This is a genomic window from Ferruginibacter sp. SUN002 (assembly GCF_050611725.1).
Classification (GTDB): domain Bacteria; phylum Bacteroidota; class Bacteroidia; order Chitinophagales; family Chitinophagaceae; genus Ferruginibacter.
The window spans coordinates 2301665-2326825 of the sequence record NZ_JBODJB010000001.1 but is presented as its reverse complement, the minus strand read 5'-3'; the positions used below and the strand labels follow the sequence as shown (position 1 = coordinate 2326825).

Here is a 25161-nt window from a genome sequence, read left to right as displayed (position 1 = left end):
TTGGGATCTCAGGTTAACCTTTGTGTGGTTTAAACCATTTGCTGACTGGTTACGTATCTATAAAAAAACTTAAACATGAAGCATTTGCATTTATTAACCGTTATTTTTCTATTTACTGCCTGCCAACACCGTCCGATTCATATTGTTTCTGAGAAGTATGTTGATAGTTTGCTACAACAGACTGTTATACCTGTTGCTTATAAGCAAAATGCAGAGGAGATAAAGTTTTGGCAACAAAAGATCGACCCTAAAAATCCGGGGATGGTAGCTGAATTAAAATATGCTTCATCCTTAGCCACAAGATTTAATCTTACAGGAGATATAAATGATATAAAACGATCGGATAGTATTTTACATACAATAAATCGAACGTTTAAGGATAAAGAAGCGGCTCCATATTTAGGCCTGATAAGGCATGCCATATTACAGCATAAGTTTTTATTAGCCGATTCCTTTTTGCAACAGGCACAGCGTATCGGGATCAAGCCATACGAATCATCTACCACATCATTTGATGTTGATTTTGAATTGGGCAGATTTTATGAAGCCGAACAAGAACTCAAGAAGATCACATCCAATGATTACGGCTATTTTTTCCGATTTTCAAAACTAGCTCATTATAGAAGTGATGTAGATACAGCTATAAGTTCCATGCAAAAAGCATTGGAAACTGCAGGAACAAATCTTTTTCTTAAACAAGCTGCGTTATCAAATTTGGCAGACCTTTATCTTCATAATGGTCAATTGGAAAAAGCATATGCGTATTATAAAGAATCGATACAACTAAGTTCGGCAGATCTACATAGCATTATGGGAATAGCATGGATCGCATTAGTACATGACAAAAATACTTTTTTGGCTGAAAAATTACTGGCCCATGTTCAAATAAAAACTAAATCTCCGGAACCAATTTATAAATTAATGTATGTAGCACAAGCTAAAGGTGATAGTATTAAAGAAATGCAGTATGCAAAGGAATTTGTATTGAAGGTTTCAGATTCGGTTTACGGCAACATGTATAACAAATATCTTATCGAAATATTTACAGGAGTTTTAAACGAGCCGGCTAAGGCTGAAGCCATTGCAAAGAATGAACTTCTTAACAGATCAACTTCACAAACGTATGCATGGTATGTTTGGGCATTGTTCAAAAATAATAGATATTCAGAAGCATACAACGTATTTCAAAATCATGTATCCGGAAAGCCATTAGAAGGGTTGGAATTATATTGGATGGGTAAAGTTATGAAGGGCTTGAATAAAGGTTACAATGCTGAACAGTTTTTTAAAGAAGCCAATAAGAATAAATATGATCTTAGCCCGGTTATTATACAGGATCTCGAAAAAAACTTAGATCATTAATCTTTCTATTGTCCAATAGCCGGCAACAACTGCAATGGCAACTGATATAGGAACAACTATTCTGCTACGATAATACTTTTCTTTTCCGAACCATTTTCCAAATAATAAAAATGCAGCCAGGATAATGGAGATCTGTCCCAACTCAACACCAAGGTTGAAAAAGATCAGTGAGGAGAAGTAGGCGTTTTGTGGTAATCCGAGATCATTTAAAACATTGGCAAATCCTAATCCATGTATAAGGCCGAATAAAAATACAATTCCGATTCTGGAAGCTTTTAATTTTTGAGTGGTTATATTTTCAATTGCAACATAAACAATAGACATGGCAATAATAGGCTCAATAATTCCAGGATGGATGTTGATGATCCGGTACATCGATAAGCCTAATGTAACAGAATGAGCCAGTGTAAAAGCTGTGGCTTGTAGTAGAATAGATTTTAATTTAGGATTCAAAAGATAAAGCCCCAATATGAATAGGATATGATCCAGCCCATAGGGAAGAATGTGTTTAAAACCTAGCCCCAGGTACAAAACAGCGGTTTCTGTTTTCGACATTTTTTCTAATTCACCCACAACAACATGTGCCGATACAGATTGAATAAAAAGTATCAGCACAGTTGTAATAACTATGGGTTTGATGTAGGTGTTATTTGCACTTCGCTTTTTCATGTATACTTTATATTAGAAAATAACGGCTAATCTCAATCCTCCAACAAATATGTTGTTCGGAGTAAAATGTAGTTCTATAGTATATTTTGATGATCCAAAAGATAATCTAGCTGAGTCATCTGTTGTGATAAAAGAAAGTCCATCTTCTTTATTTGTTATACCAGTAACAGAATTCTTTGTAATGTCCGTTACAGTTGCATACTCTAAAAGTTGATTATTCATTTCTTCTATTATTTTTTCCGGAGGCATTTTTTGTGCAAAACATCTATTCGTCCAGCAAAACATTACAATAGAAAATGCTAGAAAAATTATTAGAAATCTCATAACAATATTTTATGTTTTTTGTAAGCTAAGATTTCAAATGTGGTACGGATTAAAAGACCAACTTATGTCTTAATTAATTATATAGAAACTATTACCACGGCGATGCCAGGTATGGGAATGATGCAGAAAACGTCTTATCATTACCATTTACGTGATCGCTGGTCAATCCAGAGTTGCTTGCTCCTGTAGGGCCACCGAAAAGTAATAACAATTCAACATCAATAACATCATCACTCAATGTTCGTCCGGTTAAAATATTTGTTCCGTCAAAGAATGTTGTAACACCTTTTGTAGAAACATTTAAATAGTCGGTTGCTAATAGTCCTGTTAGTGCTGCTGCATCTTGCCCCAATGCATTCGTTGTATAGCCGGGATTTAACGCTAATAGACGTGATTGGAATTTTGTTTGAAAAGCAGCGTTCATTGCAGATGGGGTAGTTGTATTGAATGCATCTTTATCGGCAGCGCTATTGAATACAGTATTAATAGCTGGTCTGCCCATCTGATCCTGTTGAGCATATATTGAATTATCAACAGGGGTTGTATCTTTTTTACAAGAAACAATAAGTAAGCTTACTGCAATAACAGAAGCGAACAATTTTATTTTTAACATTTTCATTTTTTTCTTTTTAGATTTTTAATAGTTGATTACATTTTCTTTTTTGTTTCTACCCAAACGTTCAAACTATTGGTATTACCTAATAAAAATTTAGGAACTTCAACAACAGTACTAAGAACATTGGTGCCTGCAAAAGCATCTGTTCCCGGGTTATTGAACCCTGGCGCAGTACCGGCAAGTATCATTTTGTATCTGTTCAAATCAAAAAAGAAAGGATCATCTCTCGGGCCGGCAAATACTTTTATTCCATAAGTGCCTGTTCCAATTTTTGGTTTAGCATCACCGTATGCCGTAACTGCAACTCTTGCTGTAGTTTGTCCTTGTATCTTACTCATTGTTCCGGGTTCAGATACAGGATAGGGGCCATATACAAGCATGGCATTGGAAGCAGCGTCGTATTTACATTGAATAGCAAGATCCTCTATCTTATCGTTGTTATTATCAATGTTGAATTCGATCAGTGTATTTTCATCAAAACTGGCGGCGGATGTTGCCCCGGGGCTTAATAGTCCCTGTGTATTTGCAACAAATACCAGATTGCCGGCATCCTGACCTCTGAATACATAGAGGTCGGTGATATCAGTTGACTGACTTGTTACAGCGGGAGCATCAATGTGATCCGCAGCATAAATAATACTGCCGGTTATTACAGCAAGAAAGACCAATGCTGCAATGAATAATTTTTTTTGTCTCATAACGAATGTTTTTAAATTTATAATGATTGTAATGTCCTTTCGGCTTGCATTAGATACGAAACATTCTTCGCCTTGGATTTTTAACAATGCTTTTTAAATTATTTGTTTAGCTAACTTTGTTAGAAATAATAAACTTTTTACTCATGGCTTATTGGTTAGTGAAATCAGAACCTTCGGCTTATAGCTGGGATCAGTTTGTAAAAGACAAACAAACAGAGTGGACAGGTGTACGTAATTATGCCGCACGTATCAACTTGAGAGCAATGAAAAAAGGCGATGAAGTGTTATACTATCACAGTAATGAAGGGGTAGAGATCGTTGGTATAGCAACAATCATTAAAGAGGCCCATCAGGATTCTACCACAGAAGATACTGCATGGGTAGCAGTGGATTTGAAGCCTGTAAAGAAGTTAAAAAAATCTGTTCCACTTTCAGAAATCAAAAATGATAAACGTCTTGCTAATATGGACCTGGTAAGATTAGGCAGACTATCTGTACAAACAGTGAAAGCAGATGAATGGAAAATAATAATGGAAATGGCCGGTGAAAAATAGAAAGCAAATTGTTGTACTAACAGGTGCCGGCATCAGTGCAGAAAGCGGATTAAAAACTTTTCGTGATGGTGATGGATTATGGATGGGATACAATGTGCAGGATGTTGCTACACCCGGAGCATTTAAAAGAAACCCTCAACTCGTTTTAGATTTTTATAACGAACGAAGAAGAGATGTGGCAGCGGCAAAACCCAATGCTGCTCATTTTGGCTTAGCAGAATTAGAAAAAGATTTTGATGTAACGATCATCACACAAAATATCGATGACCTGCATGAAAGAGCAGGGTCAACAAATATTATTCACCTGCATGGAGAAATTTTTACCATGAGAAGTGTTGCTGATGAAAACACAATATTTGAAATAAGAGGAGATATTAATGTTGGAGATATTGCAGAAGATGGGTATCAGTTACGACCTAATATTGTTTGGTTTGAAGAAGCGGTACCCAAAATGGAAGATGCTGTGAGAGTAATGAGAGCCTGTGATTATTTTGTTGTAGTTGGAACCTCTTTACAGGTTTATCCAGCCGCTTCATTGTTACACTATGCTCCATCATACTTACCAAAATTTATTATTGATAAAAAAATACCTTCGGTAGAAAAATATCCTAATCTCACCTTAATTGAAATGCCTGCAACAGAAGGAGTGAAGGAGTTACAACAAATATTGTTAAACAGGTAAATGCTTTTCATTAAAAACAACACCAAAATTTTCCAACTCTTTTAAAACAGGCTCATATATTTCTTTTGTTGTAGGAATATGTAAGCCACGTAATTTAATAACATCATTTAAAATTAGTTTAGCTGCAATACCTAAAGGCAGTCCAACCGTTTTTGCCATGGCTGTTCTTAAATTATCTTCTCCTTTTACAATAAGACTACTTTCTATCTTGCTGTTATTATATTCTATTTCATGCAACATAACGATCATGTCTTTATCATGTGGTTGCATGATCAATTTTGTTTCTAATAAATACTGCAAAACATCTGCCGAGGTTTTTGCTGTTGATGGAATTAATACATCATCAAACAAACCTAAATATTGAAGCATTTCTTTATTGGTCTCATTGACAAATGGAATAATTGAAGATGACCATTTTGCAAAACTTATATTCGTTCCAATAGCATCAATATCATTTGTCAATCCTGCTTGTACAATTGTATCCCAGCCTGTACAAAATTGCGGATAACGTAAAGTAGTTCGTTCAAATGTTTCAGCAGATTTTAATTTGTACGTTGGAATATAACTTAAAGAATCTCTATTAGGATAGTAAGCCAGCTTACCAATACCATCAATATGTACTTCAGCACAAGTTTTAAATATCTCTGCGTATTCTTTATGCTTTACTTCATTGTTAATTTTATATTCAGCACCGGCTTTGCCTGCTGTTACTACATTACGAGGATTCCAGCTTATTTTATAATGCCATGGATTGTCATCACTCTCAGGTGCTACCAAACCGCCACAATGACTTTTAAATGATGTAATATTACCCCCTTTGAATTTTATATCATCAATGATCTTCATTGCGCTCATATGATCAATTCCGGGATCTAATCCCATCTCACATAAGAATAATAATTTTCTATGCTTGATCTCATCACTGAGGCTTTTTATTTTACTGTCTACATACGAAGCGGTGAGTAAATGTTTTCTATTTTCAACACAATCTTTAGCTATTAAATAGTGAAGGGCAGGCGGCATCATTGAGATAACCACATGTGCTCTTTGAATAACCGCTTCTCTTGCATCGTCGTCTGTTATATCCATTTCAATGGCTTCGGCAATAGGGGAGTTATTTGTCTTGCTTAAAATTTGTTCTTTATTTGCATCGGCAATGATGAATTTCCATTTGTTCGTTTCTGCTTCCTTGATGAGGTAATCAATTAAAACAGTAGCAGATTTTCCGGCACCAAAAAGTAGGATAGTTTTCAAGCAACTTTATGTTTAGTATACCACAATATAATTATTGTTTTACAAACTGTTTTAGCATTGGCTGTAAATATAGGAGAGTTAATTACTGCCTACATTTATTTGTGATTATTATACTGAATTGGATGTAGTCTTAGTATTTTCAGTTTCATTTTTGAACTGTCTTAATAACTCATAAAAAGTGGCGATCGATTTTATATGCTGTTCCTCTGTAACAGGTGTTTTAAGCATGATTTCCCAGCTAATGCTTTTTGTTTCAAATTCCATACTATATGCCAATATCATATTAGCCCAACCGGCTGTAGATGAAGAATAATCTAGCTTCTTGGCTACCCAATCAAAAAATGGGTCATTTGTTTCAGTCTTATTTATAAGCCTATTATCTAAAAGTGCCTGATAGTATCCGGATGTATAATTATGGATGCTTTTCAAACTGGTTTCGCCAACCCACATAGCAGGATGATGTTCTATTCTTTGCAGTAAATCGTAGCATTCCAATACCATATACATCTATTAAAATTTAGGAGATTATATGCAATTTTAGTTTATTCTATTTAAAACGTTGGAATTAAAATAATACTCTTTTAAACAGATTGTTGGAGCTTCATGAGGGAACAAATTTCCATACCAAAACCTTGTCCACAAAAAGCCCAAAAATGTGGGAAAAAACACCCAAAATCGTTAACAATTATACCCTAAAAATGACCAAAAATCGGTACATTCGCAACCCGACGATTTCGGTTAAAACATTATGGAGAATAACGAGCATTTAAGTGACGGCGAATTACCGATAAACAACGGTGCCGCAAGCAGTAACAGAGGTAAAATCATCCCGGTAAACATTGAGGAACAAATGAAAACTTCGTATATCGATTACTCGATGAGTGTGATCGTGGGAAGGGCTTTGCCGGATGTACGTGATGGTTTGAAACCGGTACATAGGAGAGTTTTGTACGGTATGTATGAACTCGGAAATACCAGCAACAAAGCGTATAAAAAAAGTGCCCGTATTGTAGGGGACGTAATGGGGAAATACCATCCGCATGGGGACTCTGCAATTTATGATACAATGGTGCGTATGGCACAGCCTTGGGCTATGCGTTATACAATGATCGATGGCCAAGGTAACTTCGGTAGTCAGGATGGTGATATGCCGGCTGCTATGCGTTACACCGAGGTGCGTATGGAGAAGTTCTCCGAAGCCATGCTGGATGATCTTGAAAAAGAAACGGTAGACTATCAATTGAATTTCGATGACTCGTTGAAAGAGCCAACTGTATTGCCTACAAAAATTCCTCAATTATTATTGAACGGATCAAGTGGTATTGCCGTGGGTATGGCTACCAACATGATGCCGCATAATTTAAGTGAAGTGGTAGATGGCTGTGTTGCGTATATTGATAACCGTGAGATAACAATCGAAGAGTTAATTACGCATGTAAAAGCTCCTGATTTTCCAACCGGTGGTGTGATCTATGGTATTGAAGGTATCCGTCAGGCTTTTCATACAGGTAGAGGTAGGGTAGTGTTGAGAGGTAAAACAACCATTGAGGTTGATGGCAAGGGTAAAGAAAAGATCGTTATTACTGATGTGCCTTATCAGGTAAACAGGGATACACTAACACAAAAAATTGGTGACCTGATTAATGACAGAGCTATTGAAGGGGTATCAGACGTAAATAATGAAAGTAATAATAAAGAAGGTACTCGTATTGTTGTTGAACTGAAAAGAGATGGGGTAGCACAGGTTATTGTTAATCAATTATACAAATTAACTGAACTGCAGACTTCTTACGGTATCAATAACGTAGCCCTTGTAAAAGGTCGTCCGAGAATATTGAACCTGAAGGACATGATTAGTGAATTCATCGAATTCCGTCATGAAGTAGTTGTTCGTCGTACCCAATACGAATTGCGTAAAGCAAAAGAAAGAGCTCATATTTTAGAAGGTTATATTATTGCTTTGGATAATCTGGATGCGGTTATTAAACTCATCCGTGAATCGTCTACACCCAATATTGCACAGGATGGATTGATGACTCAGTTTGGTATGACCGAAATACAAGCGAAAGCTGTATTGGAATTAAGGTTGCAACGTTTGACCGGAATGGAGATCGATAAGATCCGTGAAGAGCATGCTGCGATTATGAAAGAAATTGCAAGATTGGAAGAAATTTTAGCGAATGAAGGTTTGCGTTACCAGATCATCAAAGATGAATTAGCTGAGATAAAAGCTAAATTCGGGGATGCCCGTAAATCTGAAATTACTTATGCCGACGACGAAATTGGCATGTTAGACCTGATCGAAGAAGAAGATATGGTGGTAACCATTTCTCATTTGGGTTATATCAAACGTACTTCGGTTAGCGAATACCGTCAGCAGCGCAGGGGCGGACGTGGTGCTAAAGGAAGTAGTACAAGACAGGAAGATTTTATCGAACATTTATTTGTAGCGTCTACACATCATACCTTGTTATTCTTTACAGAAAAAGGAAGATGTTTCTGGCTGCAAGTGTACAAAATACCTGAAGGTGATAAAACCAGTAAGGGTAGAGCACTGCAGAATATGATCCAGATACCGCCGGATGATAAAGTGAGAGCGATCATTGATATTAAGAATTTTGAGGATAAGGATTATGTGAACGGGCATTATATCGTTTTATGTACTAAACAAGGTATCATTAAGAAAACTGATCTGGAAGATTTCAGTCGTCCTCGTCAGAATGGTATCAATGCCATCAACATACAGGAAGGCGATCAATTATTGGAAGCTAAACTGACCGATGGTAATTGTGAGATCATGATGGCTGTTAAGAGCGGCCGTGCTATCCGTTTCCCTGAAGAAAAAGTACGCAGTACCGGTCGTGGTGGTATTGGGGTGTATGGAATTGAGGTAGATGATGCTACAGATGAAGTTATAGGTATGGCCTGTGTGAACAGGGAAGATAAGACCAAGACGATTATGGTGGTGAGTGAAAAAGGATTTGGTAAACGTACTCCGCTGATCGATGAAGATGGTGAAGAAGTTTACCGTATCACTAACCGTGGCGGTAAAGGTGTAAGAACCTTGAACGTTACTGAAAAGACCGGGCGCCTGGTTGGTTTATTAGCAGTGAGTGAAGACCAGGATCTGATGATCACCTGCGTAAGCGGTATCACTATCCGTATGAGTGTTGCAAGTATTCGTCCGCAAGGAAGGGCTACACAGGGGGTTAAACTGATCCGTTTGGATGAAGGCGATGAAATAGCAGCAATCACACAAATAGATGAAAGCGAAGAGGAAGAAACAGTTTTACCGGAAGGAGAAACTGCTGCTGATGCTACTGAATCACCAGCCGAAGACAATACGGACACTCAGACAGAAGAAGCTGGTAATGAATAAGTAATATTAAGTTATTTAAAATTTAATAAAAAATAATATAGAGAAGTCAAGTTCTGAAAAGCTTGGCTTCTTTTATAATATGCGACTACTGTTTGTACTCATATCGTTGTTATTTTGGGGTACGATGGAGGCTCAAAACCTTGATTCTGCCCGCCATTTATGGCAGCGGAATGAGTTAGGGAGGGCATTGGATCTGATATTGGAGGATACTACGGCCACAACAGAAGCCTGGTTGCTGAAAGCAAAAATTTACCAGTCGATCAGTGTAGACGCAAAGTATAAAGATCTGGTGGCTGATCCGAAAAAAGAAGCATTTGAAGCTTTGAAAACTGCTTATGCGGACTATCCTGTATCGCTAACAACCGACTCAACGGCTTATAAAATTTATGAAGGCTACACCAATGATGGTGTAGCTTTTTTTAATGCCGGTACTGAAAAGCAGGATAAAACTGATTATGCCCGGGCTTTGAAAAGCTTTAAAAAAGCCGCAGATGTAATGGCTTTCATTAATCGTAACAAACAATTACTGAAGATTGACACAACTAATTTATTATATTCAGCAAAGGCGGCGATATATGCAGAGGATGAGCCGGAAGCCTTTTATTACAGTAAGCGGATAGCAGATCTTGGGATTAGAAGGACTGATTTTGAACCTATTTATCAATGGTTATTGTATCATTACAGACAGAAAGGAGAATCGGCTACTTTGATGAGCTATACCATAAAATTTGTGAAAGCGTTTCCTAGATCGAATTATGGTTATTTGAACCTTATAGATTTTCACAGAAATAAAGGAGATTTAAAGCCGGTTTTATTGTTTTATCACCACTTGATAAAAAATAAAACACTGGATGAGCCTAAATACAAACTTACATTTTGCCAGGACTTATTTAATTATTTATATACTAATCCTACAGATTCTTTATCTGTAACTGAAAAAGCAACTTGGGTAAAATCACTGGAATCTACTTTAAAAGATTACTTAAAAACTAATAAGACTGATGTAGCTGCTAAATTACTTTTTGGTAAATTCTATATCAATAAAGCAGTGGATACGCAAAAGGAAAAGCCCGGAACAAATATTTCTTCCTTTCTCATTAAATCCAACGCATATTTGAAAGAGGTGGCAGATAGATCTCCGAAAGCTAATAAGAATTTGAAGATCGAAGCTGTGAAGTTGTTGATAGGGAATTATAAGATTCTCAAACAACCTACGCAGGTTAGGAGGTATAATACACTATTAAAGAAATTGACAACTGCAATAGTAACCATATTAATTATTTTACTTTACTTAACATAATATTAATTATAGGCAAAATGTATTATCTTTGTTATGCCATAACTCAACCCAATATCATTGATATACTATTAGTTAGTCTTGATTAATTGTAGTCGAGACCTCCTTTATTATTTATAACTTACTTTTGCTGAAATGCACAACACAAACACACCTACCGAAAAAATTCTCTCCAACCTAAAAATTGAAGCTTTAAACGAAATGCAAATAGCTTCGGTAAAAGCTGTGGAAGAAAATGATTCGGTGATTATCTTATCCTCGACAGGTTCGGGTAAAACCCTTGGGTTTTTGTTGCCGGTGGTTCATGGCCTGAGTCGTGATATCAAATCTGTACAGGCATTGATATTGGTTCCGTCCAGGGAATTAGCGATACAGATCGATGAAGTTTTCAGAAAAATGGGCACCGGTTATAAAGTTACCTGCTGCTATGGCGGCCATAAAAGAGAAATTGAGGAAAATAACCTGGTACAGTCGCCGGCGGTAATTATTGGCACAGCCGGCCGTGTAGCCGACCATATTCGCCGTAATAATTTTGCTGTAGATAATATTACAACGCTTGTGCTGGACGAATTCGACAAAACCATGGAACTGGGTTTCCAGGAAGAAATGTCGTTTATCATCGGTTCTTTACCGAATGTTAAGAAACGGATCCTTACATCTGCCACACAGGCTGTCGGCATACCGGATTTTATTGGTGTAAGCGATCCTGTGAGACTAAGTTTCTCCAATCTCATTGAAAAAGAAGAAATTGATGAACTGGTGGTAAGAACGGTTTTCTCTCCTGAAAAAGATAAATCTGATACCTTATTCAGACTGATCTGTTCTATTGGCAATAAATCAACCATTGTATTTTGTAATCACAGAGAATCTGTAGAACGTACCAGTCAACTATTAAAAGAGAAAGGCATTGTAAATGTTTTCTACCACGGTGGTATGGAGCAACGTGACCGTGAAACTGCGATGTGTAAATTTAAGAACGGCACATCCAATGTATTGGTTACAACTGATCTTGCTTCCCGTGGTTTAGATATTCCGGATATTAAATACATTGTCCACTATCATTTGCCACCAACGCCTGATGTTTACACACATAGAAACGGCCGTACAGCACGTATGGAAGCAGGTGGTAAAGCGGTTTTAATTCTATCGGAAGAGGAAAAATTACCTGCATACATCACCGATAAAGTTGAACATTTTGAATTGCCTGAAAGATTGGAATTGCCCGAAAAGCCAAAATGGAGCACCCTATTCATTGCTGCCGGCAAAAAAGATAAAGTGAATAAGATCGATATCGTTGGTTTCTTATCCAACAAAGGATTATTAAAAAAAGATGATATTGGTTTGATCGAAGTAAAAGATTTCTGTTCGTTTGCGGCTGTACGTAAGTTGAAAGTTGGTGAGATGCTGGAGTTGATTAAGGATGAAAAGATAAAGGGCAAGAAAATTAAGATCGCCGTAGCGAAATAATATCTATTTCAGAAAGATGAACAAAGAAATACGGAGTTTCACAGAGAGATTCTTCACTTAAAAAACATCTCAATCTTCCTTTCTGGTCAACTCGGTGAATCTCTTTAACAGCATCCTCTCACCTATTTAAACGGGTTCGAAAATTTCTCTTCAGTAATAATTGTATTATCTGTCAGTGTATTCAAAAATGCCAATAATTTTTCTACATCTCCCGGTGCTACAGAATGTGCTTTGATTAGAGTTGTACCGGTGCCAGGCGCCCCGGCAGTTAACATGGCTGTTAAATTGGAAACAGTTCCTGTATGAAATAAATTCACACGATTTCCTATATTTCTTAATGAACCGGATTTGAATTTATTTACACCGTTTATACCTGTAGTATCACCAGCATCTGTAATTGAAAACCCCGGAGCGTTACTTTTAATAAACATTGGAGGAGCATGACAGGTTGCACAAGTATTTGTACTACCACCCGGACCGGTTGCATTCAAAAATAACTGTTCTCCTTGTTCTTCTAAAGTAGTAAAACTTGCTGTACCTGCTTTTACTTGATCATATTTTGACTGATAAGTAACAATACTTCTCTCAAATTGAGCAATGGCTTTAGCAATTTTTATAGAATCAATATCGGTGCTTCCAAATGCTTTTTGAAACAATGCCGGGTAATAAGATTGTGCTTTCACTTTTGTTTCTAACTCAGCTAAGGTCAAACCCATTTCTATATGGTTTTGTATAGGCTGCAATGCTTGTTTTTCTAGCGTTAGTGCTCTTTCATCCCAAAACATTTTCCCGTTTTTATAAAAACGTTCATTTAATAAAGACATAGAGTTTCTTGTTGTAAACCCTCCTTCAAAACCTTTGCTGAATTGTACATTATCATCAAAAGCAAATTCTTGTTTATGGCAACTTCCGCAGCTAACAGTATTGTTTTTACTGAGTTTAGTATCATAGAATAATACTCTTCCTAAAGTTGCGCCATCATTTGTAAGTTGATTATCTGGCGGTGTATTGTCGTTAGTTGCTAGGGCAACCTGAATATGCGTTGGGTAACTAACTACATAGTTGTAAGGGGTTGATGGTAATACAGGCTCCAAGACTGTTGCAGTGTCATCTTTTTTTGAACAAAATTGAAACACTACTATAAGAGTAAGCAATAGCAGAATAGTAATTACTTTCTTCATTATTTTCAATGGCTTTAATAAAAAACTTTAGACTCTGCTTAACACAATAGGTTTAATTACCATGTTTGTTTTTATTGTATGCGTTGATGAAATTAATAACATTACTATTGAAATTTTCAGCATCATCAAACAAAAAACTATGTTTTATAGGTAAAACGTATATTGGAAAATCTTTCAACTCTTTCTCAAATTTTTGTAACCGCACCGCATCTTTTTCCGTAGTTAAAATAATTTTATCTGAAGATTGCATTTTTTCAAACTGATTGATGATATCATGCAGATCATCCATTTTAAAAATATGATGATCAGCAAAACGTAGCATATCATAGGTATGTACTTGTTCGGTCAAATAGGCTTTTAAGGGATTCGGATTAGCTATACCACATACCAGCATTACATCAGTTTCTTTTGCAATTGGCTTGCTTGCTTTTGAAAACAAATGATACGGTGTACCATAATTTATTTCGGTAAAGAATATTTTTTGGCCGGATAATGGATCCAGTTCATCAATGATCTTCTGTCTTTCAACATTACTCAGATCGGATTTACATTTTGTAACAATGATAATATGTGCTCTTTTGGCACTGCTTCTTATATCACGAAGATTTCCGGCGGGTACTAAAAAATCTCTTGTATACAGATCTCGAAAATCGGTCAATAAAATATTTAATCCTGCATTTACACTTCTGTGTTGAAACGCATCATCCAATACAATCACCTGTGTATCGGGTTTTTCATGCAGCAATTGCGGAATAGCTACTAATCTTTCTTCTCCAACCGCTACAGTAACATCAGGAAACTTTTGATGGAACTGCATTGGTTCATCGCCAATTTCCAAAGCAGTAGTTTCTTTATTAGCAATACCAAACCCTTTTGTTTTTCTTTTATAGCCTCTGCTAAGTGTTGCTACTTTATATCGATCTTTTAAAATTGTTATCAGATACTCAGTCATCGGTGTTTTGCCAGTGCCCCCTACTGCTAAATTACCTACACAAATGATCGGGAAATTAAAGGTGGAAGATTTGAGATAGTTCTTATTGAATAACCAATTCCTTATGCCAATAATTCCGCCATAAATAAGGGAGAATGGTAAGAAAAGATATCTGAAGCTTTTAAGCATATGTAATTAGAATTCGTAAAATGTTTCCGGCGTTACACAATAATCTAATTTCACATCAAAAGCATTTACATCTTCAATCATTGGTATTGGTGGAAAATAACTGAAGCCTATCTTTATAACATTAGAGCGACATTCTTTTAAAAATTTATCATAGTAGCCTTTTCCGTAACCGACTCTGTACCCACTTTTGTCAAAAGCCAATAGAGGTACAATCACGAGATCGATCTCTTCAGCGAAAATATCAATGCCGTCAGTAGGCTCATCTATGCCGTATTTATTTTTTTCAAAAGTAGTGTTATCATTTACAACAACACTTAACAATTCATCATTGCTTCCGATAACAGGATATAATAATGTCTGATTGGGATTTTTGAAAAAACAATAATCTGTGATCAACTGCGGATTAAACTCTTTGAGATCTTCCAACGGTGCGTAGGTCATTATGATCGATGGGATTTCAATGGGCAATTGCTGAAATTGTATCAACATCAGATCATCCATTTTATTGATCGCATTCGATAAAAGTTTGGTTCTTTTCTCTTTATAAATATTTCGTATTTCTTTTTTTATTGCCACCGTTTATTAGCTTGTTTTCATTGGATAAAGATAGAAAAGATTGTTGTACCGTAGTTACGTTCTGTTTTATAATGATCAAATTTTTTGTAATCATTTCTGGGAGTGTGCTCTAATACAAACCAACCTCCGGGTTTAAGTAATTTTCGTTCAAATATTTTCAATGGAAGATCGTCAATGGTGCCCAGTGCATAAGGTGGCCCTGCAAAAATAAAATCGAATTGTTCGCCACAAGTTTCAATAAATTTGAATACTTCTCCCTTGATCAATTTAAAATTTTCCAACTCGAGTTCTTTTGATGTCTTCTTTATGAATTCATACATCTTCGTGTCTTTTTCAACGATCGTCAGGTCCTGTGCTCCCCTGCTGGCCAATTCATAACTGATACAGCCGGTGCCGCCGAAAAGGTCAAGCGTTTTTAACGATTCTATCTCCAGGTTATTTTGAATGATATTGAATAGACCTTCTTTTGCAATGTCTGTTGTTGGCCTGGTGTAGGGCATTTCTGCAGGAGGACTGATTCGTCTGCCACCATGTATTCCGCTAATTATACGCATGCAGCTATCGAGAATAAATGACTGAAATAATGTGCCGGATAATTTTTTATTTCATCCGAATATTGAAACTGATCTGGCAAAGTACCAAATGATGTATTTAAGAAATATTTGTACAACTCAGCATATAAAGGAGAAGAAACATCGATCATACCGGTCAGTATCAGATTGGTTTGATTGATATCAGCTTCAAAATTGTTGCAAATACTCAACAAATAATACGCAGCATCTTCGGCTGTTTGATATCTGAAATTTTGTACGATCTGTAATTTGCCATCCTTCACTAATATGGCAATGATAAGCTTCGGACTGAAAATGGTATATAAAACATTTTCCTTGTTACTTACCACATCGGGTAAAACCGAATAAAGATGTGTGATGGTTGCTGTTGGGAATTGATTGCTTACAGCATTATCGATGACAGTTGGGATCCTGTAAATATTTTGTACATTTTGTTTGTACATAAAATCACTTCTGATGGCTTTATCTGCAAAATCGCCATATACCAACTCAAGCATTTCTTTGTTGGTAGCAATATCTGTCAATGCTTTTGGTGCCAATATCGATTCAGAAAAAACATAGATAATATCAACCCTTCTGTATCTTTCTTTTAATACAGCTTCGTGATATAAAATATGTTGAATTTCTTTTTCCGCTTGTAATTTATCTGTAAACTGAAAAACAGAAACCGCTATAAATTCATTTGCTTCATTCAAAATAAAAAATGACAAACTACACTCGCCCACCTCTATAAACAGACGGGCAGCAGTATAATTAATGAATGAACCTGATATGCTAAATAAAGGTGTCAATAAAAAAGTTTGAGTGGCAAAATAAGATAAATTTGTCGACTTATGGATAATACTGCTATAATAAAAGATTTACGGGTGCAGGTCAGCTATAAGCAGATCTTATCTATTGCATTGCCCATTACCCTCGCCATACTGATTCCGCAGATTAATATGCTGACAAATAGTATTTTTTTGGGGAAATATGATACCGAGGCTCTTGGTAATGCAGGTATAACAGGGGTTTATTACCTGATCTTTGCTGTGGCGGGTAATGGTTTGAATAATGCCATGCAATCGGTCTTCAGTAGGCATGCCGGTAGTGGTGATACCGGTGCTTTTAAGATCATTTTATCTCAGGGCATTCGCATCTGTTTACAGTTGTCATTGATTGGCATTGCATTTACATGGATCATTGCTCCGTTTATTTTAAAATCTGTAGCAGCTGCAGATGCATATCCTCAGGAAATTAGTTTTCTACGCATCAGAATATTGGGGCTACCTTTTTTGTATTTATTTCAGATGGGAAATGCATTTCTCGTTGCATCGCTTAATAGTCGACTATTGATGATTGGTTTTATTTGCGAAGCCTTGTTGAATATTTTGCTGGATTATGTATTGATATACGGTCATTTTGGTTTTCCTGAAATGGGCTTTAATGGTGCAGCTGTCGCCTCGGTTATCGCTGAAGCAATGGGTTTTCTTGTAGTATTTTTGGTTTTGAACAAAACAGGATTGCAGCAAAAATATGGTCTGCTTAAAACTTTCGTGTATGATAAAGTAATCAATAAAGCTATTATTAAAGTCTCTACCCCTTTGGTGGCTCAGTATGTTATTAGTGTAACTACATGGCTCATATTTTTCTTTTTAATTGAAGCAAGAGGAAATATAATGGATAAGGCCATCAGTAATGTAATGCGTAATGTATTCGGGCTTGCCGGCGTATTTGTATGGGCCTTTGCAAGTACCAGTAATGTTGTGGTGAGTAATTTAATGGGTCAAAAACGTGAAGACAAAGTGATGGAAGCGATCACAAAAACAATGCTGTTGAGTATTGCTTTTTGCTTGGTAATGGTAATACTGTTGAATATTTTTCCTGAGCTGTTTTTCAGCCTTTTTGGAAAAGATGATGCGTTTGTAGAAGCCGGCATTCCTGTAGCAAGAGTTGTTTCTTTGGGTATGTTGTTTATGAGTATGGCTAATATCTGGTTGAACGGAGTAACGGGAACAGGCAAAACAAAAGTGAATTTAATGATTGAGATCGTTGCAATAATTTTTTACCTGCTGCACTCCTTCTATTTTATGAAATGGCATTTTGTTTCTCTTGCCATGGCATGGAGCAATGAAGTGGTCTACTGGAGTGTGATACTCATCATGTCATTTATATTTTTAAAGAGTGGGAAGTGGAAAACTGATAAGCAATTAACGTAAAATAAAAACGCTGCAGAACATCGGTGCAGCGTTTTTATTTGATATCCTTTTCAAAAATTATTCTGATTTCCAGCTATTGTTTTTATAGTTTATATCCGGATATATTTTAGCAGGATCAATTACAACCGTACTGATCTTTTCATTTGTCGGTAATTTAACTTTCCATAGTTTGTTATTGTTCCATATTTCTACCGGAAGTTTTATTGTACCGCTTATACCACTTACAGTAGTATAACTGATGATCACCGGCATTGCCATTTCTTCAACATTGCCAATGGTTACAATGGCACCATTCGATTCAAGGTCATTTTCGTATTTAACAGAAAGAATACTTTGGTCTAATTTATAATTTTCCATGAACCAACCTTTCCAGAACCAGCTAAGATCCTCACCTGTTCCATTATCCATTGTTCTGAAAAAATCCCAAGGTGTAGGATGTTTGTATGCCCATTTTTTTATGTAATCTTTAAAAGCATAATCGAAACGATCTGCACCAATGATCTCATTACGCAACAACTCTAAACCCAAGCCCGGTTTGTAATATAATGCAATGCCGATGTTAGATTCCTTCATTGCATCTGGCGTTGTTAGCACGGCTTCGCTTTTTTTACTAAACATATAATTGGCCATCATGGTCATATCCATCGGATCACTTTTATATTCGCCATTATTAAAATCATCATCTGCCAAAGAATTGATGAATGTATTAAAACCTTCATCCATCCAACCGTATTTACGTTCATTACTGCCTACGATCATTGGGAACCATGTATGTCCAAACTCATGATCCGTTACACCAAACAAGCCATCGGTTTCAGATTTCCATCCGCAGAAAACTATTCCGGGATATTCCATACCGCTGATATTACTTGCAACATTTGATGCAGTAGGATAAGGATATTCCATCCAGCGTTTGCTGTAATTTTCAATAGAGCCTTTTGTATATTCGGTTGCTCTGCTCCATGCTTTTTTGCCTTCACTTTCTACGGGATATACGCTAGTTGCGAATGCCGTTTTGCCACTCGGTAAATTGATCTTTGCTCCATCCCAAATAAATGCTTTTGAAGAAGCCCATGAAATATCTCTGGCATTGCTGATCTTAAAATGCCAGGTTAATGTATTAGCTGCCGGTCTTGAAGAAGCATTGGTTACTTCAGATGCAGAACGAATTATAACAGTTTTATCGCTTTGTTTAGCTTCGTTGTATTTGGTTAGTTGCTTTGCGGTTAATACTTCAGCAGGATTTAACAGCTCACCGCTGGCAACTACAATATGCGATGCAGGTACAGTAATATTAAAATCAAAATCGCCATACTCTAAATAGAACTCACTGGCTCCGGTATATGGTAAAGTATTCCATCCTACTATATCATCATATACGCACATACGTGGGTACCATTGCGCTACTGCGTAGATATTACCATTTTTTGTTGGTTGAATACCACATCTGTCAGCACCGTAATCAGGTAACGTAAATGAGTATTCGATATTTAATTTAATGATATCTCCCTTTGCTTTTACAGCATTTTTTAAACGTATTTGCATTCTTGTATCAGTGATCACATAATCAGCAGCACTTCCATCTTCGTATTTTACACTTGTAATATTGTAACCGCCATCAAATGTGCTTTTGCTATCACCATAACGACTTCGAACATCGATCGGTAATTTAGACTTACCTCTGCTTCGTTGCGTAAACAGATTTTGATCTAACTGAACCCACAAGTAGGTTAATGCCTGCGGACTATTGTTTTGATAAGTGATTGTTTCACTCCCCTTTATTTCATTCGTTTTATCATTCAGCGAAACATTGACGTTATAATCAGCTCTGTTTTGCCAATACCCTACTCCGGGTTCTCCGTTAGCGGCTCTGGTTTCTGTGCCACCCGTGGGGTAAAATTGTGGTGAGAATAATTTACGGGAATCATATTTTGATTCAAAAGTATCTTCAGTTTGTGCATAAGAAAAACTAGCAATGAAACTGAAGCATATCAGTGGCATTAAACCTTTAATTGTCATCGATAATAATTTATTTATCCGAAGGTAAATAAAAGAATTTTACAGAAGATACCGTTCATCATGAAAAACTATTCCCAGGCAGCAATGAGTTTTTTGCCTTCTGCTTTTGTAGCTGCATCAGATTCTGTGGCGTTGGGGAGATTGAGCATTGCTTTCAGCGTATCAATAGCTTTTTGTTTCTGGTCGTTTCGTTTATAGGCTCTTGCCAGCTCGTAATAATTTAAAACAAAACCTGCGCCTGTTAAAGCTTTAGCTTTTTCGAAGCAAGTAATTGCTGTTTTTAATGAAGCCGGTGGCATACCTCCATACAATACTTTAACCGCTGCTTTTTCCAATGCAGACAGGTCGCTTATCTCATAATGCCATCTACCAAGGATATGCCAGGCTTTGTAATTATTTGCATCGGCTTTTATAGCCAGGTCAACATATTTTTTGAGGTCTTTTGCAGAGTTGATCTTTTCTTTATTACTCTTGCTCATAGATATATGACCCAAAGCCATGGCCATTGCACAATTTGCATCAGAACTTTTAGGGTCTACCTTTAAAGCCGTTTCTGCGAATGATTTAGCTGCGGTATAAAATTCTTCCCTGATCGTTTTATTTGTTTGTCTTTTTCCGATCCGTGCACACAATTCACTGCATTTAGATAGTGAATAAACATTGGTAGGTGCAATTTTTATAATATCTTTAAATTTCAAAAAAGCTTTTGTCTCGTCGGGAATTGCTTCCAATCTATCAGCTTCTTTAATCATAGCTGTTACATCTTGCGAAAAGCCTGCTACGCAAGAAAGCAACAGTAGCCAAAAAGTAAATAGCGCTTTCATCTTACATTTCCTTTTTATAACTAACACTAATTTGTCCGTGAAAATTGTGTATAGGTGGATTTAATTTTTTAATATTAATATCTACTGAACTGATCCGATTATCGAATGCTGTTATAAGGTCTGCCAAATCTTGTGCCACAGTTTCCAATAAGGGAGTTGGTTTATCCATTCTTTGCTTGATTATTTCATATAGCGTAACATAATTCACTGTTTGCTTCAACGAAACGATCTTTTCTTCATTTCTTACAAGCACGGTAATATTCAATTCAAGTTCATTGCCCAATACTTTCTCTTCTTCATGCATTCCATGAAAAGAGTGAAATTTCAGTTTGTTTAGGTGGATGGATAACATGGTTTTTAGTTTATACTTTATATTTCGTAGTTTTTACTTCAAAGACACAATTAAAGCTCCACTGTCAATGAACTAAAAACAATGAACTATAAACTTAATGAAGCCCTTTCTCACTCAAATACCTCTCTGCATCTAACGCAGCCATGCAACCGCTACCTGCGGCAGTTACGGCTTGACGGTAAATTTTATCTTGCACATCTCCACCTGCAAAAACACCTTCAATATTTGTTTTAGATGTGCCCGGTATGGTTTTGATATAGCCGGCTTCGTCCATATTGATCCAAGGTTTAAAAATATCGCTGTTAGGTTGATGTCCGATAGCAACAAAGAAAGCGCTAACAGGTATTTCCTGAGTTGTGTTTGTTTGATTGTTCTTTATTCTTACCGCTTCTACTTTTTTATCTCCTAACACTTCATCGGTTTCGCTATGCCAGTAAACAGTAATATTTTGTGCAGCCAATACTCTTTCCTGCATTACTTTACTTGCTCTCATCTCTCCTTTTCTAACGATCATGTGTACCTGAGAACATATTTTAGAAAGATACAGTGCTTCTTCCGCAGCAGTATCGCCTGCGCCAACAATGGCTACTTCTTTTCCTTTGAAAAAGAAACCATCGCAAACCGCACAGGCGCTTACACCATAACCGTTTAAACGTTGTTCGCTTTCAAGGCCAAGCCATTTTGCACTGGCACCGGTTGAGATAATAATTGCATTAGCCTCTATCCATTTCTCTTCATCGATTTCTACTTTATATGGTTGAGATGAAAAGTCAACTTTTGTTGCAAGACCGTAGCGTATATCGGCTCCCATTCTTTTGGCCTGATTTTCAAAATGAACCATCATATCGGGGCCCTGAATACCTTCCGGATATCCGGGATAATTTTCTACTTCAGTTGTGATGGTCAACTGTCCACCCGGTTGAATACCCTGATATAATACAGGATTTAATCCTGCCCTACTTGCATATATTGCTGCTGTATAACCTGCCGGGCCGGATCCGATTATTAAACAATGAACTTTTTCGTTTGTGTTAGTATCCATATTTTATTTTTCTCCTTGTAAATTAAAGTCTGCAAATATAATCTGTGATGGTTATTTAGGAACAATTAATGTTTTATAATAGGCGGCATAACCATAAAATGCCCCTAATGCCCCATTGCTTATATTGCCAATTACTTTATTTGGTTGACTAAAAGGATTGCCAATGCTACCCTGGGCAAACTCCCATGTACTCCAGAAAGTATAAGTAGTTTTATCAATATTGCACAGCTTCATTGTAATGGTATCTCCCCTGTGAAAATAATTACTGTCGAAATCCACTTTATTGTTTCTGTCTACACCGGGGTCTAGTTGTAATTGATATGTAGAGCCGTCAATTATATTGTCATCAAAAACTGAATTGTCGCCGGGTAAAAAATTACCACTGTTCTTTTGAGTAAAATACCTGATATAGTTACCCAGGCCGGGAGGGTCGGTGGCTTTTACCATCAATACAATTTTTGAGGTGTCATCTGTAAATGGTGCCGGTTTCCACCAAAGAGAATCAGGTTTTTTGGATATAGCGGGAATTGATGTAATAGCATTATACTCCTCTCCTTCAGCAACAATCTTTAAAGAATAATTTGTATTTACCGCTCCATTGAAAGCCGTTGCCGGGTTAGCAGGGTCAAGTGTGTAGTACGAATAACTATACCCATTAGATAAGGGTACAGTAAACTCCTTCAATTGATGAGTCAGGGTTCCATTAGACATAGTTACAACAGCATCATGTACGAATGAACCTACCAATAATGAGGGATTGATACTATCAAAAAAATTAAAGCTTTTAGTAAGCACTACTACAGGCGGTTTGTCGTTTTCAATATTAGCATCTACCACCAATACATTGGGTGCATCTTTCAAATCAAAATTTATATCTTTTTCGCAGCTCGATAGAAAAAGTACGCTTGCTAAAACAATCAATATCCTAATCATATTGCAAAATTAAAGGATAAACAACAAAGCAAAACGAAATTGGTTGAGTGGTAAAACAGTTTAGATGTATAAATGTGACCTAATTTTTACACAAAAAATTATAATATGTTAGATTAAAGATATTACTTAGGAGACCAAATTGCATGTTATGAAAAAATTATACGCTTTGTTTTTTATTACCTTGTTTTTCGTGACCATTGCCGCCAAAGCAAGTATCATTACAATTGCTGCTACCAATTTTCAATTCAGTCCGTCCAACGTAAATGTCAATGTTGGGGATGTTATTCATTTTACATTTTCCGGCTTTCACAATGCATCAAGCAATGGTGTTGCCGGTGGAGTGCCAATTGGAGCTACTGCCATTTTTAGTGGGTCTTTAGGTAGCGTAACATCGTATGATTATACTGTTACTGCAGCCGGCACATATAAGTATGTTTGTGAATTACATGGTGATGCAGGCAGTTTTACAGGAATGAGAGGACAGTTTACAGCATCAACAACTACGCCTGTTATTCTGAACAAATTCAATGTTGTAGCGGCAGATAAAAAAGCATTGTTGAACTGGACAACTGCTACAGAAGTCAATACCGATCATTTCTCGGTACGAAGAAGTACGGATGGAATTAACTTTACTGAGATTGCTAAAGTAAAGGCTACGGGCAGTTCTACTGCTATTCAAAACTATAGTTATACTGATAATAATGTTGGCAATAGCCGGTTTGTTTATTATGAACTGGCGATTGTTGATGAAGAAGGGGGAGAAAAACTGAGTGAAATTAAAATGTTCAAAAATACTCATGCCACAAATAAACTGATCACTAAGGTCAGCCCTAACCCTATTACACGACCGGGGCAGTTAATGGTATATTTTAACGCTGATAAAGCAGGCTCAATGAATGTAAAGGTTTTAGATGCAGCTGGTAAACTTGTATATGATACCGATATGTCTGCTCTGCCCGGACTCAATAGCGGGCATGTACATGTATGTGATTTTAACCCTGGTGTATATACGCTTATTTTTTCTATGGGTGATATGAAGGAGACAAAAAGAGTTGTGGTGAATTGATATAAAAAATCCCCGATAAAGTATCGGGGATTTTTTATATTATGTTTGAATATATTAACCTAAGTAAGCTTTCAACGCACCGCTATAACGAGCTTTTTGTAAACGTTTGATCGCTCTTTCTTTGATCTGACGGATACGTTCTTTAGTTAGATCATATTTTTGACCAATCTGCTCAATGGTAACACCATTTTCGCCATCCAATCCGAAATAAGCATTTACGATTTCGGCTTCACGTGGACTCAAAGATTTTAAAACACGACGGATTTCATTTCTCAATGAATCATGCATTACATCTTCGTCGGTATCATCACCACCTTGTAAAAGATCACCCATTGCAACATCTTCTGCTTCGTGTACCGGAGCATCTAATGAAGTATGACGTGTATTGCTTTGGAAAATATTATTGATCTCAGTTTCGCTCATTTCAAGCAATTCTGCTAATTCTTCTGTTGATGGCTCTCTTTCATGCTCTTGTTCAAAAGCCATGTAAGCTTTGTTCGCTTTATTATAAGTACCGATCTTATTTTGAGGCAAACGTACCAATCTTCCTTGTTCTGCTAAAGCTTGCAGGATCGACTGACGGATCCACCATACAGCGTAAGAAATGAACTTAAAACCTTTGGTTTCATCAAAACGTTGTGCAGCTTTAATCAAACCAAGATTACCCTCATTGATCAAATCACTTAAAGAAAGACCCTGATGCTGGTATTGTTTAGCTACAGAAACCACGAAACGTAAGTTAGCCTGTACCAACTTGTCTAAAGCTCTTTGGTCGTTCATTTTGATCTTTTGGGCCAAAATGGTCTCCTCTTCGGGAGTGATCATTGAGATCTTTGAAATTTCCTGGAGATATTTCTCAACTGCCTGAGAATCACGGTTCGTTATCTGCGTAGCGATCTTAAGTTGCCTCATTGTCTTGTATTATATTCGGGTTAGTAACGTTTATATGACCACTTTTGTTGAGAAAATGTTGCAA

General features: G+C 36.7%; 25 protein-coding genes. 8 read left to right on the top strand and 17 right to left on the bottom strand.

The window, feature by feature from the left end:
- Positions 1 to 75 precede the first annotated feature (75 nt).
- Positions 76 to 1362 (top strand): hypothetical protein, encoded by a 1287-nt coding sequence (locus ACQ33O_RS10245; protein WP_430995485.1) that lies wholly within the window; start codon positions 76 to 78, stop codon positions 1360 to 1362.
- On the opposite strand, the gene ACQ33O_RS10240 is transcribed toward ACQ33O_RS10245, so the two are convergent.
- From ACQ33O_RS10240 to ACQ33O_RS10225, 4 genes are all read right to left on the bottom strand, one after another.
- Positions 1351 to 2031: a HupE/UreJ family protein gene (locus ACQ33O_RS10240; RefSeq protein WP_430995484.1), complete on the bottom strand. Its 681-nt coding sequence runs from the start codon at positions 2029 to 2031 to the stop codon at positions 1351 to 1353. The two genes, ACQ33O_RS10245 and ACQ33O_RS10240, sit on opposite strands and share 12 nt — an antisense overlap.
- A gap of 12 nt (positions 2032 to 2043) precedes the next feature.
- On the bottom strand, positions 2044 to 2355 hold the full coding sequence (locus tag ACQ33O_RS10235; RefSeq protein WP_430995483.1) for a hypothetical protein: 312 nt from the start codon (positions 2353 to 2355) through the stop codon (positions 2044 to 2046).
- A gap of 91 nt (positions 2356 to 2446) precedes the next feature.
- The gene (locus ACQ33O_RS10230) at positions 2447 to 2968 is read right to left on the bottom strand and encodes a DUF4331 family protein (protein ID WP_430995482.1); all 522 of its coding nucleotides are present in this window, start codon (positions 2966 to 2968) and stop codon (positions 2447 to 2449) included.
- Between the two features lie 35 nt (positions 2969 to 3003).
- On the bottom strand, positions 3004 to 3669 hold the full coding sequence (locus ACQ33O_RS10225; protein ID WP_430995481.1) for a DUF4331 family protein: 666 nt from the start codon (positions 3667 to 3669) through the stop codon (positions 3004 to 3006).
- 143 nt (positions 3670 to 3812) lie between these two features.
- On the opposite strand from ACQ33O_RS10225, the gene ACQ33O_RS10220 reads away from it, so the two are divergent.
- Positions 3813 to 4223 (top strand): EVE domain-containing protein, encoded by a 411-nt coding sequence (locus tag ACQ33O_RS10220; RefSeq protein WP_430995480.1) that lies wholly within the window; start codon positions 3813 to 3815, stop codon positions 4221 to 4223.
- Complete coding sequence (locus ACQ33O_RS10215) at positions 4213 to 4905, top strand: SIR2 family NAD-dependent protein deacylase (RefSeq protein WP_430995479.1); 693 nt, start codon at positions 4213 to 4215, stop codon at positions 4903 to 4905. The genes ACQ33O_RS10220 and ACQ33O_RS10215 overlap by 11 nt, the downstream gene beginning before the upstream one ends.
- On the opposite strand, the gene ACQ33O_RS10210 is transcribed toward ACQ33O_RS10215, so the two are convergent.
- Positions 4894 to 6159 (bottom strand): saccharopine dehydrogenase C-terminal domain-containing protein, encoded by a 1266-nt coding sequence (locus ACQ33O_RS10210; protein ID WP_430995478.1) that lies wholly within the window; start codon positions 6157 to 6159, stop codon positions 4894 to 4896. The genes ACQ33O_RS10215 and ACQ33O_RS10210 overlap by 12 nt on opposite strands.
- Positions 6160 to 6267: 108 nt before the next feature.
- Positions 6268 to 6666, bottom strand: coding sequence for a hypothetical protein (locus ACQ33O_RS10205; RefSeq protein ID WP_430995477.1), 399 nt, complete (start codon positions 6664 to 6666; stop codon positions 6268 to 6270).
- 241 nt (positions 6667 to 6907) lie between these two features.
- On the opposite strand from ACQ33O_RS10205, the gene gyrA reads away from it, so the two are divergent.
- The 3 genes from gyrA to ACQ33O_RS10190 all read left to right on the top strand — a co-directional run bounded on the left by gyrA (position 6908) and on the right by ACQ33O_RS10190 (position 12302).
- Entirely contained in the window at positions 6908 to 9538 is a 2631-nt protein-coding gene (gene gyrA, locus ACQ33O_RS10200; RefSeq protein WP_430995476.1) for a DNA gyrase subunit A, read from the top strand.
- Positions 9539 to 9617: 79 nt separating this feature from the next.
- Entirely contained in the window at positions 9618 to 10838 is a 1221-nt protein-coding gene (locus ACQ33O_RS10195; RefSeq protein ID WP_430995475.1) for a hypothetical protein, read from the top strand.
- Between the two features lie 132 nt (positions 10839 to 10970).
- Positions 10971 to 12302, top strand: a complete 1332-nt coding sequence (locus tag ACQ33O_RS10190) for a DEAD/DEAH box helicase (RefSeq protein WP_430995474.1) — start codon at positions 10971 to 10973, stop codon at positions 12300 to 12302.
- A 122-nt stretch (positions 12303 to 12424) separates the two neighbouring features.
- On the opposite strand, the gene ACQ33O_RS10185 is transcribed toward ACQ33O_RS10190, so the two are convergent.
- Genes ACQ33O_RS10185 through ACQ33O_RS10165 form a run of 5 tightly spaced genes read right to left on the bottom strand, consistent with a single transcriptional unit; the run spans position 12425 to position 16542 of the window.
- A complete protein-coding gene (locus ACQ33O_RS10185) occupies positions 12425 to 13483 on the bottom strand; it encodes a cytochrome-c peroxidase (RefSeq protein WP_430995473.1) in 1059 nt (352 codons plus the stop codon).
- Positions 13484 to 13535: 52 nt separating this feature from the next.
- Complete coding sequence (gene lpxK, locus ACQ33O_RS10180) at positions 13536 to 14603, bottom strand: tetraacyldisaccharide 4'-kinase (RefSeq protein ID WP_430995472.1); 1068 nt, start codon at positions 14601 to 14603, stop codon at positions 13536 to 13538.
- A 6-nt stretch (positions 14604 to 14609) separates the two neighbouring features.
- Entirely contained in the window at positions 14610 to 15179 is a 570-nt protein-coding gene (locus ACQ33O_RS10175) for a 5-formyltetrahydrofolate cyclo-ligase (protein ID WP_430995471.1), read from the bottom strand.
- A gap of 17 nt (positions 15180 to 15196) precedes the next feature.
- The gene (locus ACQ33O_RS10170; RefSeq protein WP_430995470.1) at positions 15197 to 15733 is read right to left on the bottom strand and encodes an RsmD family RNA methyltransferase; all 537 of its coding nucleotides are present in this window, start codon (positions 15731 to 15733) and stop codon (positions 15197 to 15199) included.
- Positions 15724 to 16542, bottom strand: coding sequence for a DUF3822 family protein (locus tag ACQ33O_RS10165; protein WP_430995469.1), 819 nt, complete (start codon positions 16540 to 16542; stop codon positions 15724 to 15726). The genes ACQ33O_RS10170 and ACQ33O_RS10165 overlap by 10 nt, the downstream gene beginning before the upstream one ends.
- 42 nt (positions 16543 to 16584) lie before the next feature.
- Here ACQ33O_RS10165 and ACQ33O_RS10160 point away from each other — a divergent pair, with 42 nt between their 5' ends.
- The gene (locus ACQ33O_RS10160) at positions 16585 to 17949 is read left to right on the top strand and encodes an MATE family efflux transporter (protein WP_430995468.1); all 1365 of its coding nucleotides are present in this window, start codon (positions 16585 to 16587) and stop codon (positions 17947 to 17949) included.
- A 57-nt stretch (positions 17950 to 18006) separates the two neighbouring features.
- Here the strand turns inward: ACQ33O_RS10160 and ACQ33O_RS10155 are convergent, their stop codons facing one another.
- The 5 genes from ACQ33O_RS10155 to ACQ33O_RS10135 form a co-directional block, all read right to left on the bottom strand.
- A complete protein-coding gene (locus ACQ33O_RS10155) occupies positions 18007 to 19968 on the bottom strand; it encodes a M1 family metallopeptidase (protein ID WP_430995467.1) in 1962 nt (653 codons plus the stop codon).
- 68 nt (positions 19969 to 20036) lie between these two features.
- Positions 20037 to 20792: a tetratricopeptide repeat protein gene (locus ACQ33O_RS10150; RefSeq protein WP_430995466.1), complete on the bottom strand. Its 756-nt coding sequence runs from the start codon at positions 20790 to 20792 to the stop codon at positions 20037 to 20039.
- 1 nt (position 20793) lies between these two features.
- Entirely contained in the window at positions 20794 to 21144 is a 351-nt protein-coding gene (locus ACQ33O_RS10145; protein WP_430995465.1) for a dihydroneopterin aldolase, read from the bottom strand.
- A 94-nt stretch (positions 21145 to 21238) separates the two neighbouring features.
- Positions 21239 to 22186: a thioredoxin-disulfide reductase gene (gene trxB / locus ACQ33O_RS10140; protein WP_430995464.1), complete on the bottom strand. Its 948-nt coding sequence runs from the start codon at positions 22184 to 22186 to the stop codon at positions 21239 to 21241.
- 51 nt (positions 22187 to 22237) lie between these two features.
- Positions 22238 to 23119: a DUF4249 domain-containing protein gene (locus tag ACQ33O_RS10135; protein WP_430995463.1), complete on the bottom strand. Its 882-nt coding sequence runs from the start codon at positions 23117 to 23119 to the stop codon at positions 22238 to 22240.
- 148 nt (positions 23120 to 23267) lie between these two features.
- On the opposite strand from ACQ33O_RS10135, the gene ACQ33O_RS10130 reads away from it, so the two are divergent.
- Positions 23268 to 24185, top strand: a complete 918-nt coding sequence (locus tag ACQ33O_RS10130; protein ID WP_430995462.1) for a T9SS type A sorting domain-containing protein — start codon at positions 23268 to 23270, stop codon at positions 24183 to 24185.
- Positions 24186 to 24239: 54 nt separating this feature from the next.
- On the opposite strand, the gene ACQ33O_RS10125 is transcribed toward ACQ33O_RS10130, so the two are convergent.
- Positions 24240 to 25097 (bottom strand): sigma-70 family RNA polymerase sigma factor, encoded by an 858-nt coding sequence (locus ACQ33O_RS10125; RefSeq protein WP_229760408.1) that lies wholly within the window; start codon positions 25095 to 25097, stop codon positions 24240 to 24242.
- Positions 25098 to 25161: the final 64 nt, after the last annotated feature.

Excerpts from the sequence above, each read along its gene's own strand:
- lpxK (WP_430995472.1), bottom strand. The coding sequence starts at position 14,603 with ATGCTTAAAAGCTTCAGATATCTTTTCTTACCATTCTCCCTTATTTAT.
- ACQ33O_RS10160 (WP_430995468.1), top strand. The coding sequence starts at position 16,585 with ATGGATAATACTGCTATAATAAAAGATTTACGGGTGCAGGTCAGCTAT.
- ACQ33O_RS10205 (WP_430995477.1), bottom strand. The coding sequence starts at position 6,666 with ATGTATATGGTATTGGAATGCTACGATTTACTGCAAAGAATAGAACAT.
- ACQ33O_RS10240 (WP_430995484.1), bottom strand. The coding sequence starts at position 2,031 with ATGAAAAAGCGAAGTGCAAATAACACCTACATCAAACCCATAGTTATT.
- ACQ33O_RS10170 (WP_430995470.1), bottom strand. The coding sequence starts at position 15,733 with ATGCGTATAATTAGCGGAATACATGGTGGCAGACGAATCAGTCCTCCT.
- ACQ33O_RS10150 (WP_430995466.1), bottom strand. The coding sequence starts at position 20,792 with ATGAAAGCGCTATTTACTTTTTGGCTACTGTTGCTTTCTTGCGTAGCA.
- trxB (WP_430995464.1), bottom strand. The coding sequence starts at position 22,186 with ATGGATACTAACACAAACGAAAAAGTTCATTGTTTAATAATCGGATCC.
- ACQ33O_RS10195 (WP_430995475.1), top strand. The coding sequence starts at position 9,618 with ATGCGACTACTGTTTGTACTCATATCGTTGTTATTTTGGGGTACGATG.
- ACQ33O_RS10235 (WP_430995483.1), bottom strand. The coding sequence starts at position 2,355 with ATGAGATTTCTAATAATTTTTCTAGCATTTTCTATTGTAATGTTTTGC.
- ACQ33O_RS10135 (WP_430995463.1), bottom strand. The coding sequence starts at position 23,119 with ATGATTAGGATATTGATTGTTTTAGCAAGCGTACTTTTTCTATCGAGC.
- ACQ33O_RS10230 (WP_430995482.1), bottom strand. The coding sequence starts at position 2,968 with ATGTTAAAAATAAAATTGTTCGCTTCTGTTATTGCAGTAAGCTTACTT.
- ACQ33O_RS10245 (WP_430995485.1), top strand. The coding sequence starts at position 76 with ATGAAGCATTTGCATTTATTAACCGTTATTTTTCTATTTACTGCCTGC.
- ACQ33O_RS10155 (WP_430995467.1), bottom strand. The coding sequence starts at position 19,968 with ATGACAATTAAAGGTTTAATGCCACTGATATGCTTCAGTTTCATTGCT.
- gyrA (WP_430995476.1), top strand. The coding sequence starts at position 6,908 with ATGGAGAATAACGAGCATTTAAGTGACGGCGAATTACCGATAAACAAC.
- ACQ33O_RS10145 (WP_430995465.1), bottom strand. The coding sequence starts at position 21,144 with ATGTTATCCATCCACCTAAACAAACTGAAATTTCACTCTTTTCATGGA.
- ACQ33O_RS10225 (WP_430995481.1), bottom strand. The coding sequence starts at position 3,669 with ATGAGACAAAAAAAATTATTCATTGCAGCATTGGTCTTTCTTGCTGTA.
- ACQ33O_RS10220 (WP_430995480.1), top strand. The coding sequence starts at position 3,813 with ATGGCTTATTGGTTAGTGAAATCAGAACCTTCGGCTTATAGCTGGGAT.
- ACQ33O_RS10190 (WP_430995474.1), top strand. The coding sequence starts at position 10,971 with ATGCACAACACAAACACACCTACCGAAAAAATTCTCTCCAACCTAAAA.
- ACQ33O_RS10185 (WP_430995473.1), bottom strand. The coding sequence starts at position 13,483 with ATGAAGAAAGTAATTACTATTCTGCTATTGCTTACTCTTATAGTAGTG.
- ACQ33O_RS10125 (WP_229760408.1), bottom strand. The coding sequence starts at position 25,097 with ATGAGGCAACTTAAGATCGCTACGCAGATAACGAACCGTGATTCTCAG.
- ACQ33O_RS10130 (WP_430995462.1), top strand. The coding sequence starts at position 23,268 with ATGAAAAAATTATACGCTTTGTTTTTTATTACCTTGTTTTTCGTGACC.